13 protein-coding genes are annotated in these 16,020 nt (G+C 56.0%); 9 read left to right on the plus strand and 4 right to left on the minus strand.

Translation table 11 applies throughout. The features are described 5' to 3' along the window. Positions 1–115: 115 nt before the first annotated feature. The 8 genes from BTJ39_RS14150 (at position 116) to BTJ39_RS14185 (ending at position 10,543) form a co-directional block, all read left to right on the plus strand. Positions 116–976, plus strand: a complete 861-nt coding sequence (locus tag BTJ39_RS14150; RefSeq protein ID WP_078003348.1) for a helix-turn-helix domain-containing protein — start codon at positions 116–118, stop codon at positions 974–976. Between the two features lie 230 nt (positions 977–1,206). Beyond that, complete coding sequence (locus tag BTJ39_RS14155) at positions 1,207–1,911, plus strand: ABC transporter ATP-binding protein (RefSeq protein WP_078003349.1); 705 nt, start codon at positions 1,207–1,209, stop codon at positions 1,909–1,911. Further along, positions 1,908–2,879 (plus strand): ABC transporter substrate-binding protein, encoded by a 972-nt coding sequence (locus BTJ39_RS14160; RefSeq protein WP_078003350.1) that lies wholly within the window; start codon positions 1,908–1,910, stop codon positions 2,877–2,879. Before BTJ39_RS14155 ends, BTJ39_RS14160 begins: the two co-directional genes overlap by 4 nt. Before the next feature lie 48 nt (positions 2,880–2,927). After that, positions 2,928–4,580 (plus strand): ABC transporter permease, encoded by a 1,653-nt coding sequence (locus tag BTJ39_RS14165; protein ID WP_078003351.1) that lies wholly within the window; start codon positions 2,928–2,930, stop codon positions 4,578–4,580. A gap of 88 nt (positions 4,581–4,668) precedes the next feature. Next, entirely contained in the window at positions 4,669–5,700 is a 1,032-nt protein-coding gene (locus BTJ39_RS14170) for an AI-2E family transporter (protein WP_078003352.1), read from the plus strand. A 175-nt stretch (positions 5,701–5,875) separates the two neighbouring features. After that, the gene (locus BTJ39_RS14175; protein WP_241825915.1) at positions 5,876–7,456 is read left to right on the plus strand and encodes an EAL domain-containing protein; all 1,581 of its coding nucleotides are present in this window, start codon (positions 5,876–5,878) and stop codon (positions 7,454–7,456) included. 420 nt (positions 7,457–7,876) lie between these two features. Further along, a complete protein-coding gene (gene proP / locus BTJ39_RS14180) occupies positions 7,877–9,382 on the plus strand; it encodes a glycine betaine/L-proline transporter ProP (protein WP_078003354.1) in 1,506 nt (501 codons plus the stop codon). Positions 9,383–9,556: 174 nt separating this feature from the next. Then, on the plus strand, positions 9,557–10,543 hold the full coding sequence (locus BTJ39_RS14185; protein WP_078003355.1) for a sensor domain-containing diguanylate cyclase: 987 nt from the start codon (positions 9,557–9,559) through the stop codon (positions 10,541–10,543). On the opposite strand, the gene pdxR is transcribed toward BTJ39_RS14185, so the two are convergent. Further along, positions 10,540–12,018, minus strand: coding sequence for a MocR-like pyridoxine biosynthesis transcription factor PdxR (gene pdxR / locus BTJ39_RS14190; RefSeq protein WP_078003356.1), 1,479 nt, complete (start codon positions 12,016–12,018; stop codon positions 10,540–10,542). The genes BTJ39_RS14185 and pdxR overlap by 4 nt on opposite strands. A 112-nt stretch (positions 12,019–12,130) precedes the next feature. Between pdxR and BTJ39_RS14195 the strand changes: the two genes are divergently transcribed. Then, positions 12,131–12,853 (plus strand): GNAT family N-acetyltransferase, encoded by a 723-nt coding sequence (locus BTJ39_RS14195; RefSeq protein ID WP_078003357.1) that lies wholly within the window; start codon positions 12,131–12,133, stop codon positions 12,851–12,853. A gap of 269 nt (positions 12,854–13,122) precedes the next feature. Here the strand turns inward: BTJ39_RS14195 and BTJ39_RS14200 are convergent, their stop codons facing one another. The 3 genes from BTJ39_RS14200 to pdxK all read right to left on the minus strand — a co-directional run bounded on the left by BTJ39_RS14200 (position 13,123) and on the right by pdxK (position 15,816). Then, positions 13,123–13,488, minus strand: coding sequence for a hypothetical protein (locus BTJ39_RS14200; RefSeq protein ID WP_078003358.1), 366 nt, complete (start codon positions 13,486–13,488; stop codon positions 13,123–13,125). Positions 13,489–13,805: 317 nt separating this feature from the next. Then, positions 13,806–14,765: a chemotaxis protein gene (locus tag BTJ39_RS14205; protein ID WP_078003359.1), complete on the minus strand. Its 960-nt coding sequence runs from the start codon at positions 14,763–14,765 to the stop codon at positions 13,806–13,808. A gap of 208 nt (positions 14,766–14,973) precedes the next feature. Beyond that, complete coding sequence (gene pdxK / locus BTJ39_RS14210) at positions 14,974–15,816, minus strand: pyridoxine/pyridoxal/pyridoxamine kinase (RefSeq protein WP_078003360.1); 843 nt, start codon at positions 15,814–15,816, stop codon at positions 14,974–14,976. Positions 15,817–16,020: the final 204 nt, after the last annotated feature.

Here is a 16,020-nt window from a genome sequence, read left to right on the forward strand (position 1 = left end):
ATTATCATTGAATGAATTGCTCAGAAAGTTGAATTAGCTCACAACACCATAGAAATTGGATAAAAATCTCATTAGATTAGATATCATTTAACTGCGGTTTACCGGAGAGAAATTGATGGAAATAAAGCTACATGCTAACGCAACAACTACCCCACGAATTCGCAGGTATATCCAGCAGTCAGATAAAAGCGATCGTCAGCTGGCTAAGGAACTGGGCATCTCCGTTGCCACCGTCAGACGCTGGCGACAGCGTGAGGATGTGGCCGACAGAAACACCGCGCCGGTCACCACGCGCAAAGTGTTGAGTCCTGAACAAAGCGCTTTGATCAACTGGCTGAGACAAACCTTTTTAATTTCGCTGGATGAGCTGCTGGTCGTGGTTAATCAGGGGATGGGGCTGTCCGTTTCACGCGCCGGTCTCGACCGCTATCTGACGCGCGTGGCCGATAAAAGCGCCGCTAAAGCACTGCGCGGCAGAAAAGCCAGCCAGGCCGGGCTACGCCCGACCCATCTCCGCTTGCACTATCAGAGAATTAATCTGCTGCCGGACGACGGCGGTGAATGGCACCTGCTGTGGGCGCTGGAACCGGTTAGCGGCTGGGTGACGGCTCAGGCTTTCGCCGGCGTGTCTCCCCATCTGGTCGTCATCTGGCTGAGCCAGCTGCTTGACGCTGCGCCATGTGATATACAATCTATTGAGACTGAAAATAAAACGGTGTTTGGCTACCAGAACGCCAAACAGCAGCCGTTACAGCTCTGGGCTGAACAGCACCCGCTGACGCTGCACTGTGATGAAAGCGCAGAACGCGACGTTGCGCTGCGACTGAATATCCCCCTGACGGCGCTGCTCCCGGCAACGGAAGGTTGCGATCTCAGTCAGGCTATCGGTCAATTCTGTCAGCGCTACAACCATCACTGGACGCAAAAAAAGCTGGGTCATCTGACGCCCTTTGACTTCGCGCAGGCGGCCCGCTAAAGCGGGCCAGGCTGTCCGCCATTAACCTACCGCACGCCGCCTTCTCCGGCGAGAAGCGCCGCCATTCCGCTTAATAAAACCGTCATATAGCCCCCCTATACTGCGCTTCATCAAATCCCAAAGAGGATAGAAAATATGTGGACTCCCCTGTTTTTTACACAGGTGAGAGCGACCCTCCGGGTGACGGGTGCGGGTATAACGGCCTGTTCTTGCCTCGTTGGGATAAAGCCATGACGCCCTCATCCTGCGCTATCTCACTGCAAGGTATTCATTACGCGTTTGCCGGCAATACGGTGCTAAACGCCCTCGACCTGAAGGTTGAGTCGGGTGAAGTCGTGGCATTGCTCGGACCTTCCGGCTGCGGAAAAAGCACGTTGCTGAAACTACTGGCGGGCCTGCTACAGCCGCAGCGCGGCGAGATATATTTTGGCAGCCAGCGGGTTGCCAGCGCTAACAGCATGCTGCCGCCGGAACAGCGCGATCTGGGGATGGTGTTTCAGGATTACGCCCTGTGGCCGCATATGTCGGTAGCGCAAAATGTGGATTTCCCTCTGCGCATGCGCAAAATCCCGCTGTCAGAACGCCAGCTGCGCGTACGGACGGCGTTAGATCGCGTGGGCCTGACAGAAATGGCTAACCGCAAACCTTCCGATCTCTCCGGCGGCCAGCAGCAGCGCGTTGCCCTGGCCCGCGCCATCGTCGCCGGGCCGCAGATACTGCTGTTTGATGAGCCACTTTCCAATCTGGATAGCGAACTGCGCGAGACGCTCTGCCGGGAAATCGCCGGGCTGCTGCGTCAGTCAGGCACCACCGCCGTATACGTAACTCATGACCGCCATGAAGCCGAGCTACTCGCCGATCGTATCGTGCATCTTTCATTCGGCGCCGTCTCTGCCATCCGAACCGTTACTTCATCCTCAGGGAAATCCACATGAAAATATTCAGCCAGTATAAAACAGGAGCGATCTTCGCGATGATATTGACCTCCGCCATGATGATTAATGATGCCAACGCACTGACGGTTTACACCGCCGGCCCCGGTTCGCTGGCCAAAAATCTGGCCGCCGGTTTTGAGCAAAAAACCGGCGTCAAAGTGAATATCTTTCAGGCAACCACCGGCAAGGTAATGGCCCGTCTGGAAGCTGAGCAGGCCAATCCACTGGCCGATATTCTGATATCTGCCTCCTGGGATACCGCAGAAGAACTGCACAATCGCGGCTGGCTGCTGGCCTATCAGAGCCACAATGCGGAAAAGGTGCCGCCAGCGCTGAAAACCACGGATTACGTCGCCCAGGGGATCTCTGCGCTGGGCATCGTCTGGAATACTAAAAGCGGTACGCCGGAGCCAAAAGAGTGGCAGGATCTGACTACCCCCGCCTTTAAGGACAAAGTCACCACGCCGGATCCAGCTCTCTCCGGTGCCTCGCTTGACCTGTTAATCGGCCTGCAAAACAGCATGGGCGAACAGGCCTGGCAGCTGTTCAGCCAGTTGAAAGATAACGGGATGATAATCGGCGGTCCGAATGCACAGGCGGTAACGCCGGTCATGCAGGGAGCTAAAGCTGCGGTGTTCGGCGCAGTTGATTATGTTTCTTACAAGAACATCAAAGATGGTGAAGCCATCAAAGTTATTTTTCCGGCCAGCGGCACCGTTGCCGCGCCGCGCCCGATGATGATCCTTAAAAGCACCCAGCATGCCAGTGATGCGAAGGCCTTTATTGACTACGTTCTGTCGCCGGAAGGCCAGGCGCTGGTCGCCGACGCCTGGCTGATGCCGGCCCGCACCGATATCAGCGCCAAACGTCCACTGCTCAGCGATTTGAAGCTGCTGCAGGTCAATAATCAAACCGGCAGCGATCGCGCGCAGGTCTTGCAGCGCTTTAGCGCACTATTCTCCCGTTAAACTTTCCAGCTGCGGCGGGCTTATCGCCCGCCTTTTCAGGAGCCTGCCGTGAAACTTCGCGCGATCGTTATACTGACCGTCAGCCTGCTGATAATTCTGGTGGCGCTACCGCTGCTATTCATCGTGCTTCAGGCGGTATTCCCGGCCTTTAGCGAAGGCTCGTTACGCGGCGCCTTCACCCCCTTTTTAACCCTCTGGCGCGATCCACAACTCGGTGCATCGCTGCGGGGAACGCTGGGGCTCGGCCTGGGCGTTGCACTCGGCAGCGCGCTGCTGGGCCTGCCTTTAGGGGTAATACGCGGCCTGTTTAACCTACCGGCCGCGCGCCTGTGGGATCTACTGATGCTGATTCCCTTCCTGACGCCGCCCTATATCGCCGCACTGTCCTGGATACTGGCATTGCAGCCTAATGGCTATCTGGCGCAGCTGACCGGTTTCGATCTGAATAAGCTCTTGTTCAGCGCCACCGGCATCATTCTGGTCATGACGCTCAATATTTTCCCGGTGGTCTATTTTGCCGTCTCCCGCAGTCTGCTTGCCAGCGGACAAAGGCTGGCAACCATTGGCCGGGTACACGGCGCCAGCGCCTGGCGCGCTTTCTGGCATATTACCCTGCCAATGCTGCTGCCTGCGCTCGCCGCCGGCATGCTGCTGGCGTTTACCATGGCAATTGAAGAGTACGGCGTTCCCGCCGCCCTGGGCAGTCGTTCAGGCGTGGTGATGCTGACAGTCAGCATTGAGAAAAAGCTGGCGGACTGGCCGATCGATCTCTCCGGCGCCTCGCTGCTTTCGCTGCTGCTGGTGCTGGTAGCGCTGTCCGGCTGGTGGCTACAGCGTCGCCTGGTCGGCAATAAAGAGATAACCAGCATAACCGGCAAACCGATGGAAAATCAGGGCGCGCATTTAGCCGGCTGGACCATACCCGCGCTGCTGGTTTTCGCCGTTACTGCACTGCTGGCCGTGGCGCTACCAATGTCCTCAATGTTGCTGACGGCGTTTTTATCCACCCTTTCCGGCGGTATCAGCGGCGATAATTTTACCCTGCGACATTTTGCGCTGCTTTTTTCGCAGCAGGGCGAGGCGCTACAGGCGCTTTCTACCAGCCTCAGTTTGGCGTTCGGATCGGCGCTGATAACCGGTGCATCAGGACTGCTTTGCGCGTGGCTGGTGGTGGCCCGCCGGCTGCGCTATGGCGCCTTGCTTGACGGGCTATCGCTCCTTCCCGCCGCGTTGCCGGGCGTGGTGGTCGGCGTCGGGCTGATTTTGCTCTGGAACCAGTCGTTCTGGCCGTTTACGCCCTATAACAGCAAGGCCATCTTGTTGCTCTCGTACTGCTGCCTGCTGCTGCCCTGGCCTGTGCGCTACATCGGCAGCGCACTGCGTCAGCTGGGAAACAACCTCGAATCCGCCGCGCGTGTACACGGCGCCAGCCCCCTGACCGCCCTGCGACTTATCGTTCTGCCTCTGGTTTTCCCCAGCCTGCTGGCCTCTATGCTGATGGTTTTTGCCGTCGCCTTGCGGGAGCTGGTGACCTCGCTGCTGCTGGCGCCGGCCGGAACGCAAACCATATCGGTATTCGTCTGGCGCCAGTTTGAACAGGGCTCGGTTGGCCAGGGAATGGCGATGGCCAGCGTGGCGGCGCTAGTCGGGCTGCTGCTAATGCTGCTAGCCCTAGGCATTATGCAGCGCAGCCAGCGCTGATGAGATTAATCCTTAACTGAGCCATACGCGCACGCTGGCCTGAGAAAGCTCTACACTTTAGCGGCATAGCGTGAAAAGAGGAACGTTGATGGCGGTGCCGCAGCAAGAGAGAATCGGGCAAAATCTACTGATTAAACTGGCAACGCTGGTAGTTCTGCTCGCCGGTATTCACGCCGCCTCAACTATTCTGGTGCCGTTTTTACTCGCGCTTTTTATCGCCATCGTGCTCAATCCGCTGGTTTCCTGGCTGATGCGCCATGGGCTACGACGCGGATTTTCAATTGCGCTGGTGATGCTGGTGATGCTCGCGCTGTTCGCCATTGTTGGCGCCATGCTGGCAGGCTCGGCACACGAGTTTTCCGACATTTATCCGCAGCTGCACGGGCAAATTGAGCACCGCATGCGCTGGCTGCAACATCTGGCAAGGCCTTTTCATCTTAATGTCTCCACCAGCGCGCTGGCGCAGCGCCTCGATCCCGACACGGTGATGAGCATGGCCTCCAGCCTGCTGACCAAGTTTTCCGGCGTGATGTCGGGCCTGGTTCTGCTGCTGATGACCGTAATATTCATGCTGCTGGAAGTACATCACCTGCCTTACAAATTACGCTTTGCGCTGGTAAACCCACGCATCCGCATCGCCGGTTTGCACCGTGCGCTTAAAGGCGTCACCCATTATCTGGCGCTAAAAACGCTGATCAGCTTATTTACCGGCATCACCGTCTGGCTGGCGCTATGGCTTCTGGGCGTCAAGTTCGCCCTGCTTTGGGGACTGGTCGCTTTTATTTGTAATTTCGTCCCCAATATCGGCCCCATTATTGCCGGCATACCGCCGGTAGCGCAGGCGCTGCTGCTAAACGCACCGCTGACGGCCGGACTGGCGGCGCTGTTGTTTGTTGTCATCCATATGGTATTTGGCAACATGCTGGAACCACGGATTATGGGAAAGAGGCTCGGCCTGTCGTCACTGGTGGTCTTTCTGTCGTTGATTTTTTGGGGCTGGCTGCTGGGGCCGGTGGGTATGCTACTGTCGGTTCCGCTGACCAGCGTATGCAAAATCCTGATGGAAACCACCCCGGGAGGCAGCAAGCTGGCAATTTTACTGGGCAATGGTCGTCCCTGACTGCCGGTAATCCCTGCAAATCAATAACGAAACGGTAGCGCACGTCGCCCTGACGCCACGGAAGGAAGGCCCGGCGAGCGCATGACATTTATCCCGCGATCCGGCTATCGCTTTAACTGCGGCAGATTGACATTGCCATGGTATGCTTGCGTCAGCACCGAGCGAGGAATCTGCCGTGAAAAAACTGGGATCGAAGCCAATTGTAAGGCACTGGACGCTACTGGCCGCAGCCGCCCTGTTACCGCTTTTACTTAGCCTGATTTTCAGCTATTTTGCCGCGCGTAGTCAGCTTGGTCGTCATATGAATAGCATCGGCGAAAGCCTGATGAACCAAAGCGAACAGATTAGCGACCGCGCGCAGGATATGCTCAATACGCTACAGCGTTTTGCCGGCCAGCCCTGCGAAAGTTCGCTGATTGATATACAGCGAATCAGCAATCTGAATGCCTACTTTCGCTCAATCGGACTGCTGCAGGGTAACCAGATCGTTTGCTCCTCCGCCTACGGTTCGTTTACCGGTCCGCTTAATGCGTTGATTTCTCCACCTTTATTTAACACGCAACACCTGACGTCAAGCATCTCCGTTGCCGGTACCTATGGCGTGCCTCATCGCTCCGCCGTGCTTTATCTGCGACGGCCTCACGGCGATCGGGGAAGCTATGCCATCGTCGAAGGCCAGTATCTGCTCGACTTTATGCAGGCAGTCGGACGCCCGCGCGGCGACGTTCTCAGCCTCAGGGTCGGCGATGGCTATGCGATACGTAGCGGCTGGTTGCCGCCGAATAATAATCCCCTCTGGGGCAACAGCCAGCTAACGCTGCACTCTACGCGCTATCCGATCGCACTTAGCGTTGAATCACCGGCCAGCGAGTTTCTGCGCATCTGGCAGCAGCTGCTGTTAACTTTTCTACCGCTGGGGATAATCCTGGCGCTGGTGTTTAGCCTGATGGCAAATAACTGGCTAAAGCGCAGGCTCTCATTTCACGATGAAATGCGCCGGGCCATTGCCAGAGATGAATTTTTCGTTGTCTATCAACCGGTTTATAGCAACAAAACCGGGGAGGCCAGCGGGGCCGAAGCGCTGATGCGCTGGCAGCGGAGCAATGGCGAATGGGTCAGCCCGGATATTTTTATTGCCGCTGCGGAAGCCGAAGCAATGATCATCCCGCTGACCCGCCATCTGCTCTCATTGATCGTTCGCGACAGCGCTGACTGGCAGGTACCCGCCGGATTTCACCTTGGCGTGAACGTGGCAGCAGAGCACTTACAGGATGCGAGCTTTCTCGACGATATCCGCCAGTTCGCCCGTCACATGGCATTGCACACTCAGCAGTTGAATATCACCCTGGAGCTCACCGAACGCAGCCTGATCGGCGATCCGCAAACGGTAATCAGCAAGCTGGAAGAATTACGCAGCGAAGGCTTTCGCGTCGCGATTGACGATTTTGGCACCGGCCACTGCACCCTTTCCTATTTGCAGACGTTCCCGCTTGATTACCTGAAAATTGATAAGGGCTTTGTCGCGGCGATTGAGCAAGTCAATGGTGAAACGCCGGTGCTGGATACCATTATTCAGCTGAGCCACAAGCTGGCCCTGCAAACGGTCGCCGAAGGCGTAGAAACGCCGTTGCAGTTTCACTATCTCAAACAGCGCGGCGTAACCTTTATCCAGGGCTATCTGTATGCCCGGCCGATGCGCAGCGAAGAAATGATAAACTGGCTGAAAAATCCACCGCCGTTTCCACCTGAAATCTGACAGCCCGCCGCCGGCTGAATCGTCGCACAGTGACTAAATGCTGCGGGTGAAGCCGCCGACGCGAAAACGCATTTTTTCACTATACTCCTTCTGGCACTCCAATTTCTTGCCAGCGGAGAACCACCAGAAAAATCAACTTATTAACAGTAAGTTAAGAAGAAAAACAGCAAGGAAATTACACACCAAAAGTGATACTGCAAATCAACTTTTAATTTCCACACCGCAAACAATTACGTTGAGAAATTATGAAAACAGGAAGGAAAACGTTAAGATAACCCTCTGCTGACTCGATTAATTCGATATAAATAATGTCATTCGAGTCCGTTTTTAGCACAAGCCGCAGGGCTATTTCCTCGCTGCGCTTATCAGGAAAACACGGCGGGAAAGTTCCACAGGATTAGTAACTACAGGGTGTTTGATATGAAGCTACGTAGGAAGCGTGTTAAACCGATTGGGTTAAAAGACATAACAATTATTGACGACACAAAATTGCGTAAAGCGATTACCGCCGCAGCACTGGGCAACGCAATGGAGTGGTTCGACTTTGGTGTATACGGTTTTGTTGCTTACGCACTTGGCCAGGTTTTTTTCCCCGATGCCAGCCCGGGCGTGCAGATGGTTGCCGCACTGGCCACATTCTCTGTTCCATTTTTAATTCGTCCTCTCGGCGGTATGTTCTTCGGCGCACTTGGTGACCGCTATGGTCGTCAGAAAATCCTCGCCATCACCATCGTCATCATGTCTATCAGTACCTTTGCCATCGGCCTGATCCCCTCCTATGCCTCAATAGGCATCTGGGCGCCGATTTTGCTGCTGATAGCCAAAATGGCGCAGGGCTTTTCGGTTGGCGGTGAATATACCGGCGCGTCGATTTTCGTTGCCGAATACTCCCCGGACCGTAAACGAGGCTTCCTTGGAAGCTGGCTGGATTTTGGCTCGATCGCCGGTTTCGTACTGGGTGCCGGTATCGTGGTGGTGATCTCCGCTATCGTCGGTCAGGAGAAATTCCTCGACTGGGGCTGGCGCGTTCCCTTCTTCCTTGCCTTGCCGCTGGGCATGATCGGTCTCTACCTGCGCCATGCGCTGGAAGAAACGCCGGCTTTCCAGCAGCATGTGGAAAAGCTGGAACAGGGAGACCGCGAAGGTCTGGCTGCCGGTCCGCAGGTCTCTTTCAAAGAGGTTGCCACCAAACACTGGCGCAGCCTGCTGACCTGCGTAGGGCTGGTGATCTCCACCAACGTGACCTACTACATGCTACTGACCTACATGCCAAGCTACCTGTCGCATAACCTGCACTACAGTGAAGATCACGGCGTGTTGATTATCATCGCGATTATGATCGGTATGCTGTTCGTTCAGCCAGTAATGGGCCTGATGAGCGATAAGTTTGGTCGTCGCCCCTTTATTATTATCGGTAGCATTGCCCTGTTTGCGCTGTCGATCCCCTGCTTTATGCTGATTAACAGCAATGTGCTCGGGCTGATATTCGTTGGCTTGCTGCTGATGGCGATCGTGCTTAACGCCTTTACCGGCGTCATGGCCTCATCGCTGCCGGCCATGTTCCCGACCCATATCCGCTACAGCGCCCTTGCCAGCGCCTTTAATATCTCAGTGCTGGTCGCCGGCGTAACGCCTACGGCTGCGGCCTGGCTGGTTGAGAGCACCAATAACCTCTATATGCCAGCATATTATCTGATGGTGATTGCGGTTATTGGCTTGATCACCGGCATCACGATGAAAGAGACCGCCAACAAGCCGCTGCGCGGGGCGGCGCCTGCGGCTTCCGATATGGAAGAAGCGCGCGAAATCCTGCAGGAACATCACGATAATATCGAACATAAAATTGAAGATATTGATGCGCAGATAAGCGAGCTGGAAGCTAAACGTAAAAATCTGGTGCAGCAGCACCCGACCATTAACGAATAGTTGTTCCCCTCTCATCCCCCGGCTACCGGGGGATTTTTTTTGCCCGGCGATAGCTAATTTCTGGCCCTGAATCCTGGGCATTTCTGGCTAAAGCTATTACTCTGAACGGACATTGCTGACGCGTCGTTTAAGACAGTTATCCTCGATCCCGACAAGAGTAATAAGGTTCTGGTTATGAAAAAACCTGAAATTCCTGCCGATGAGCCGTTCCGCCTGGGTGAACTTCGCGGGCTCGATCTTCTGCATACCCCCGCAGAAGAACGCTTTGATCGCCTGACCCGACTGGCAAAACGATTGTTTAACGTTCCTAACTCCGTCGTGGCGCTGCTGGATGACCGGTATCTGTGGTTTAAATCTTGCGAAGGCTTTAGCTCTAAACCCATCAACAGAGAAGACACCTTTTGCGCCCACGCCATTTTGCGTGACGAGGTGCTGGTGGTTGAAGATGCCCACACCGACGATCGTTTTCACGACAACCCGGCAGTAACGGATTCGCCGCATATCCGCTTTTATGCCGGCTGCCCTCTGCGCACGCCAGCAGGTGCCAGAGTTGGCACCCTGTGCCTGTTTGATAGCGAACCGCGCAGCTTCAGCGAGGACGATAATCACACCCTGCGCGATCTGGCTTCAATGGCCGAAGCTGAGCTGATCGCTTTTCAGGCGGCAACCTCGGATGAACTGACGCAGATAAGCAACCGGCGCGGCTTTATTACGCTGGGCCAGATGATGCTGAATGCCTGTCAGCTACGGGCGGTTAACGCCTGCCTGACTTTTCTCGACCTCGATAAATTTAAAGCGATTAACGATACGCTGGGACACCGGGAAGGCGACCGGGCGCTGATGGATTTCGCCGACGCCATGAAAGTGGTTTTTAGCAGTGCAGACCTGTTCGCCCGCCTCGGCGGAGATGAGTTCGTAGTGCTGTTTCACGATACATCGCAGGAAAAGGCCGAAGCGCTGCTGGAGAAATTCACCCGCTACCTGCACGAACAGGGAATAAACCTGAATCGTCACTATCAGCTGAATTTTTCCCACGGCGTGGTCGAATTCGATCCGCATCAGCCACAAACCCTTGAACAGCTGCTGGCACAGAGCGATGACAAGATGTACCGCCACAAGCAGCATCGTCGCAACGGTCTCAATGGCATTAAGTCCGGTTAATCCCGCAGGCGGCTGGCAGCAATAAGCTGTGAAAGGCGCTGTACCAGCGGTGCAAACTGCGCTTCAGCGGTATTACCATAGCCCAAAACCAGACCGTTATTCTCGCCGGCGGCGGCCAGATAAAAATGCGAAAGCGCGCCCGGCGCCATACCATAAGCCTGGGCAGCATTAACGATAACGCTATCCGGCCAGGCTGGCGGCAGACGGATGGTCAGATGCATGCCGCTGTCGCCGCCGGTGAGCTGATATGGCACTTTCAAGTGGTTCGTCAGCGCCAGCAGCAATGCATCTCTGCGCTGGCGATAAAGTCGCCGCATCCGACCAAGGTGGCGACTAAACTGCCCTGAACCGATAAACCGCGCCAGTGCCAGCTGCTCACTGCGATGGCCGCCGCGCAGCGTTTCCTGTAGCAGCGCCGCAGCGCGCGCCTGCAGATCGTCAGGCAGAATCACAAAGCCAAGGCGCAGCGAGGGAAAAAGCGTTTTGCTGAAGGTTCCCATATACAGTACCGGCGCCTGTGGTACTAACCCCTGCATCGCACCAATCAGATCGCCGGTATGGCGGAATTCACTGTCGTAATCATCTTCAATAATCCAGGCGCCGCAGCGCTGCGCGTCGGCAATCAGCTGCAGTCGACGGCGCACGCTCATTACCTCGCCGCTGGGATACTGATGCGACGGCGTGGTATAGATCAGGCGCGGCGGCTGCTGCCATTGCGCGGCGGGCACGCAAAGACCTTCACTATCCACCGGCAGCGGCACCAGTTTAAGATCGCCACATTGAAAGGCGCTTACCGCGCCGCGATAGCCCGGATCTTCAAGCCATACGCGCTCTGCTGGATTGGTCAGCAGTCGGACGCACAGCATCAACGCCTCCTGCGCCCCTTCGGTGATAACCACCTGATCGGCAGTTGCCCGCACGCCGCGCGTCAACGCCAGATGCTGAATAATCGCCTGACGCAGCAGCGGCTCGCCAAGGGGATCGCCATAGCCCAGCAGGCGGTGTCCGTCTTCGCGTAGCGCCCGATCGACGCAGCGCCGCCAGGCAGCAAGAGGAAAACGTGACAGGGCGGGAACGCCGGGGCGAAAAGGCGCATTATCATCAGCAGCGCGCTGGCTCAGTTTTAAACGCTCAAGACGCCCGGCCAGCTGCGCATCAGGCTGCGGCATCAGCGGCGTGGCGGGCTGATGCTGATGAAGTTGCGCCACCCGCGTTCCCTGACGGCTGAGCATGATATAACCCTCGGTGCCCAGCAGCTCATAGGCCGTCGTTACGCTGTTACGTGATACCCCAAGCCGCTGCGCCAGCTCGCGGGAACCGGGCAGGCGACAGCCCGGCAGCAAACGACCATCGAGGATCGCCAGACGCAGGCGCTGCATTATCTGTGCTGGCAGCGTGGGACCGCCAGGCTCACGCTGCAACGGCGGCTGAAAAAGGAGTCCGAGCGCATCACTGATCTCCGCTGGCGGGCGCATGTCGTTACTTCCTCGCAGTTCGTGGCACCTTAAAAAGTACAAATCGTGGCACTTATTATCAAGCCATAACAACTTTACACTGCGGCTAATTACCCAGGCAAAGGAAACCCGTATGACGCAGCATTACAATCAATTCGGCCAGCCAGTCGGCCCCGCCATGCCAGACTGGAGTGAGCGACCACTACCGGGTAAAGTCACAATTGACGGGGATTATTGTCGCATTGAGCCGTTAGACGCCGCACGTCATGGGAACGATCTTTTTCAGGCCTGGGAGCAGGCTGCTGACGGGCGCGACTGGACCTGGCTACTTGCCGAACCCTTCAACAGCGTCGATGCTTTCCTGGCCTATATCGAGCAGTCCGTAAAAGGCCAGGACCCGCGCCACTATGCGGTAATTGACCGGCGCAGCGGCAAAGCCGTCGGCACCCTGGCGCTAATGCGCCAGCAGCCCCAGCACGGCGTAATTGAAGTCGGACATGTCACCTTTTCACCGCTGCTAAAGCAGTCGCCGCTCTCCAGCGAAGCGCAGTTCCTGCTGATGCGTTATGTGTTTGATACCCTTGGATACCGCCGCTATGAGTGGAAATGTGACAGTTTAAACGCCCCATCGCGTCGCGCTGCGCTACGGCTGGGTTTTAGCTATGAAGGCACCTTTCGCCAGGCGTTAGTTTATAAAGGACGCAGCAGAGACACAGCCTGGTTCTCAATTATTGATAGTGAGTGGCCACTAACCAAAAAAGCCTTATCGCAGTGGCTGGCAGCAACTAATTTTGATGCTCAGGGTAAACAGCGTAATTCGCTGGCTACCCTCAGACAGCGGCTTGCCGGAGAATAGGATAAAAATATAAAGCAACTGCGTTTATGCTGCTCAGCAGAGCTGAGCGCAACGGCCCAAACCATGAGAAAGCAAACCGCGACGACAAATAAACCACACGATAATCGCTGCATCAGGACCAAAGCGCGGGCAAAGTAAGTGAACACTCACAAACATCTCACAGCAACCCTGCGCCAAAGGCTTTTCTGCGACAAACGGATGAAGCCCGCCAGGGTGAGCCGCAGGGAGGCGAACGGCAGACCCTCATTGCTGTAAGCCCGGTACCCAAGTCACAGAAGGCCCGGCTGCTTTCCGCACCGGCACAAGCACATCCGTGTGGCCTGGCGCACGGCCATCCATGGCCGCGAGCCTACTGAAATCAGCCGGGCCTTCTCCTCCCCCGTAAGCTTCTTCATCGCTTTAAGTAAAAAATAAAACCCGGTCTGCGCCGGGCTGGATGCCCGCAACGTGGTTTTGCTTTTTAATAAAAAACGAATGCCATTTTCAGCAAACCTGCACCCAACGTCTTCATTAATTAAAAACGGATGCCGTTTCAGCAAACCTGTACCAACAGGCTTTTCTGCGCCGAGCGAATGAAGCCCGCCAGGGTGAGCCGCAGGGAGGCGGCGAAAGTAAGCGCTGCGTCGGGAACGCATCGCGAACGGCCCGTACGGCGGGCTACATGCGTGAGGGAAGGGCGCAGCCACGCAGAAACTGCCGGAAGTCCGGGGTCAAGGGGCCATGACGTTTGATGGCCCCTTGCCGGTCGCCCACAGCGGCGGGCAACTATGCCACCTGCCTGGCAGGCGAACGGAACAACCCACCAAAGGTGGAGAAATCAGCCAACCGCCGCGCAGACGAACGCAACAGCCCACCGCAGGTGAGATAAACCGGGCTGGCAGGGAGGGGAATAACCTCCTGAAGTCCAGGATAAAAGGGCCGTAACGCCAAACGGCCCTTTACCGCCCATGAATCAGGGCTGAAGTACCGACTTAATCGCGCCAAACAGCTCATTGATTTCAAACTTCGCCACGTAGCCATCCGCCCGAACTTTCCGGATATGCTCTTCATTGGCGCTACCGGTGAGAGACGAGTGAATAATCACCGGGATACCGGCCAAAACCTTGTCGCCCTTAATGCTGCGCGTCAGGGTAAAACCATCCATCTCCGGCATTTCCAGGTCAGTCAGCACCAGCGCGATCTTATCGCTGACCGGCTGACCGCTCTCCAGAGATTCTCTGGCAATCTGCTGAATGTATTTCCAGGCTTCCAGACCGGTGGTGTGCATGATGGCAGGCAGCTTCATCGCCTCCATCGCCTTTTCCAGCATCTGACGTGCGACTTTTGAGTCTTCGGCGACGATAACGCTGGCGCCAGGCTTGATGCTAATGGTCTTATCCTGGACGATTTTATTTTCGTGGACTTCCCGCGTGGACGGGATAATTTCATGCAATACCTGCTCTACGTCGAGGATCTGCACCAGCCCTTTCTCGCCGGAAAGACGTTCAAGCGAAGCGATACTGGTAACGTATTTGGCGTTCAGCGCCATCTCAGAGGGATGCACCTGGCTCCACTCAAGACGAACGATATCGTCAACAGACTCAATCGCGAAGGCCTGGGTACTGCGGGCATATTCAGTTACCAGCAGCAGATTGTGCCCGGTTTCAGGGACGCAGCCGGCCACCGCCGCTAAATCAATTACCGGGATAATCTGTCCACGAATGCTGGTCATTCCCAACAGCGGCGCCGCCATACCCGCCGCTTTGGTGATTTCCGGCATTGGCATAATTTCGCGCAGTTTAAATACGTTGATGCCATACAGCTCAGAGGCGCCTTTCGCCGTTTCTACCCCCAGTCTGAACAGCAGCAGTTCAAATTTGTTGGTCAGCGCCAGATTGGCACGCTCATCAATGTCTCGTTGGATATTATCCATGCCCGTCTCTCTGATTTTGTCGTTGTGAATACGCCAACCGGTTAGCACACCAACAGATGATCAGTGCGTATAAGGCCAGGGTTAAAGCTACTATCGGCGCGCCGACGAAAAAAAAGAGGGGAATGATGAAAAAAGTATCAATTAAGTGATCGCTGACAGATATCGCGGCAGGCTCCCGGAGCCGAATAATGCGGCCCGGGAAGGAGGTTTACTCCATCAGCTTCAGCTCACGCCAGCCCGCCTCACGGGTTCGCCAGACGCACTGCTGCGCGAACAGACCGGCCTGACGCGCAGCCTCAGCGACGGGCAGCCCTTTCAGCAGCCCCGCCGTCATTTCGGCGGTGAACAGATCGCCGGTGCCCTTGGGCGGGTCAGGGTAGCAGGGATGTTCAGTCACGCTCACCGCCTGGGCAGTGACGCAGAATACCTTCATTTGCTGCGCATCATCGCTACGGGCTGCGCTGGTGACCACCACCCATTTAGTATGCTGGCTTAATAACGACCGCGCGGCGTCAACAATTTCATCTTCATGCCGGAGGGTTTCGCCGCACAAGCAGCCCAGCTCAAAGCGATTAGGCGTCAGGCCGGTGGCCAGCGGGGCCAGGCTGTCGCGGTAATGCTGAGCAAGCGCGGGATCGACATAAAAACCGGTATCTTCATCACCCAGTACTGGATCGATAATCATCAGCAGATGCGGCTTTTTCGCTCTCATCTCAGCCAGCCAGGCCGCCAGCGCCTCGGCTTTATCGATGGTTCGCAAATAGCCGGTAATAATGGCCCGCACCTGAGCATCAAGCCCGCGTTCGGCAATCGCCTGTAAATAGCCCTGAAACCATTGCTGAGGGATTTCGCCGCCATAGCAGGTGGGATAATGGGGTGTATTGCTGAGTAATACGGTAGGAACCGCCAGCGCCCGCAGTCCGTTGCGCGTCAGAGAAGGGACGGCAATACTGTTGCCAACGCAGCCATAAATCACCTGCGACTGCACTGAAATAACGTCAATAACTTCAGCCGTGCTCGCTGCGGGCCGATATTCTCCATGTTCGCTCATTAATACCTCTTCTCAGTGCTGCAGTGTTGGTCGATATTACGCACAAATTTTGCGCCTGCCGCGCGCTTCAGGCAATCAACATCCCTGATCAATCGCTGCTAATCGCTAACCCGGTGCGAGGTAGATCAAATAATAAGCCAAAGGTATTACAAAGGTACTATTATTGGTGCTAGATTGGTTACACCAATATCCGGGAGTACCCTA

It is taken from the genome of Izhakiella australiensis, assembly GCF_002006995.1.
Taxonomy (GTDB): domain Bacteria; phylum Pseudomonadota; class Gammaproteobacteria; order Enterobacterales; family Enterobacteriaceae; genus Izhakiella; species Izhakiella australiensis.

What these genes read in the sequence shown, in the direction of transcription:
- BTJ39_RS14150 (WP_078003348.1), top strand. Translation starts at nt 116, where the DNA reads ATGGAAATAAAGCTACATGCTAACGCAACAACTACCCCACGAATTCGC.
- BTJ39_RS14155 (WP_078003349.1), top strand. Translation starts at nt 1,207, where the DNA reads ATGACGCCCTCATCCTGCGCTATCTCACTGCAAGGTATTCATTACGCG.
- BTJ39_RS14160 (WP_078003350.1), top strand. Translation starts at nt 1,908, where the DNA reads ATGAAAATATTCAGCCAGTATAAAACAGGAGCGATCTTCGCGATGATA.
- BTJ39_RS14170 (WP_078003352.1), top strand. Translation starts at nt 4,669, where the DNA reads ATGGCGGTGCCGCAGCAAGAGAGAATCGGGCAAAATCTACTGATTAAA.
- proP (WP_078003354.1), top strand. Translation starts at nt 7,877, where the DNA reads ATGAAGCTACGTAGGAAGCGTGTTAAACCGATTGGGTTAAAAGACATA.
- BTJ39_RS14185 (WP_078003355.1), top strand. Translation starts at nt 9,557, where the DNA reads ATGAAAAAACCTGAAATTCCTGCCGATGAGCCGTTCCGCCTGGGTGAA.
- pdxR (WP_078003356.1), bottom strand. Translation starts at nt 12,018, where the DNA reads ATGCGCCCGCCAGCGGAGATCAGTGATGCGCTCGGACTCCTTTTTCAG.
- BTJ39_RS14195 (WP_078003357.1), top strand. Translation starts at nt 12,131, where the DNA reads ATGACGCAGCATTACAATCAATTCGGCCAGCCAGTCGGCCCCGCCATG.
- BTJ39_RS14200 (WP_078003358.1), bottom strand. Translation starts at nt 13,488, where the DNA reads ATGCGTTCCCGACGCAGCGCTTACTTTCGCCGCCTCCCTGCGGCTCAC.
- BTJ39_RS14205 (WP_078003359.1), bottom strand. Translation starts at nt 14,765, where the DNA reads ATGGATAATATCCAACGAGACATTGATGAGCGTGCCAATCTGGCGCTG.
- pdxK (WP_078003360.1), bottom strand. Translation starts at nt 15,816, where the DNA reads ATGAGCGAACATGGAGAATATCGGCCCGCAGCGAGCACGGCTGAAGTT.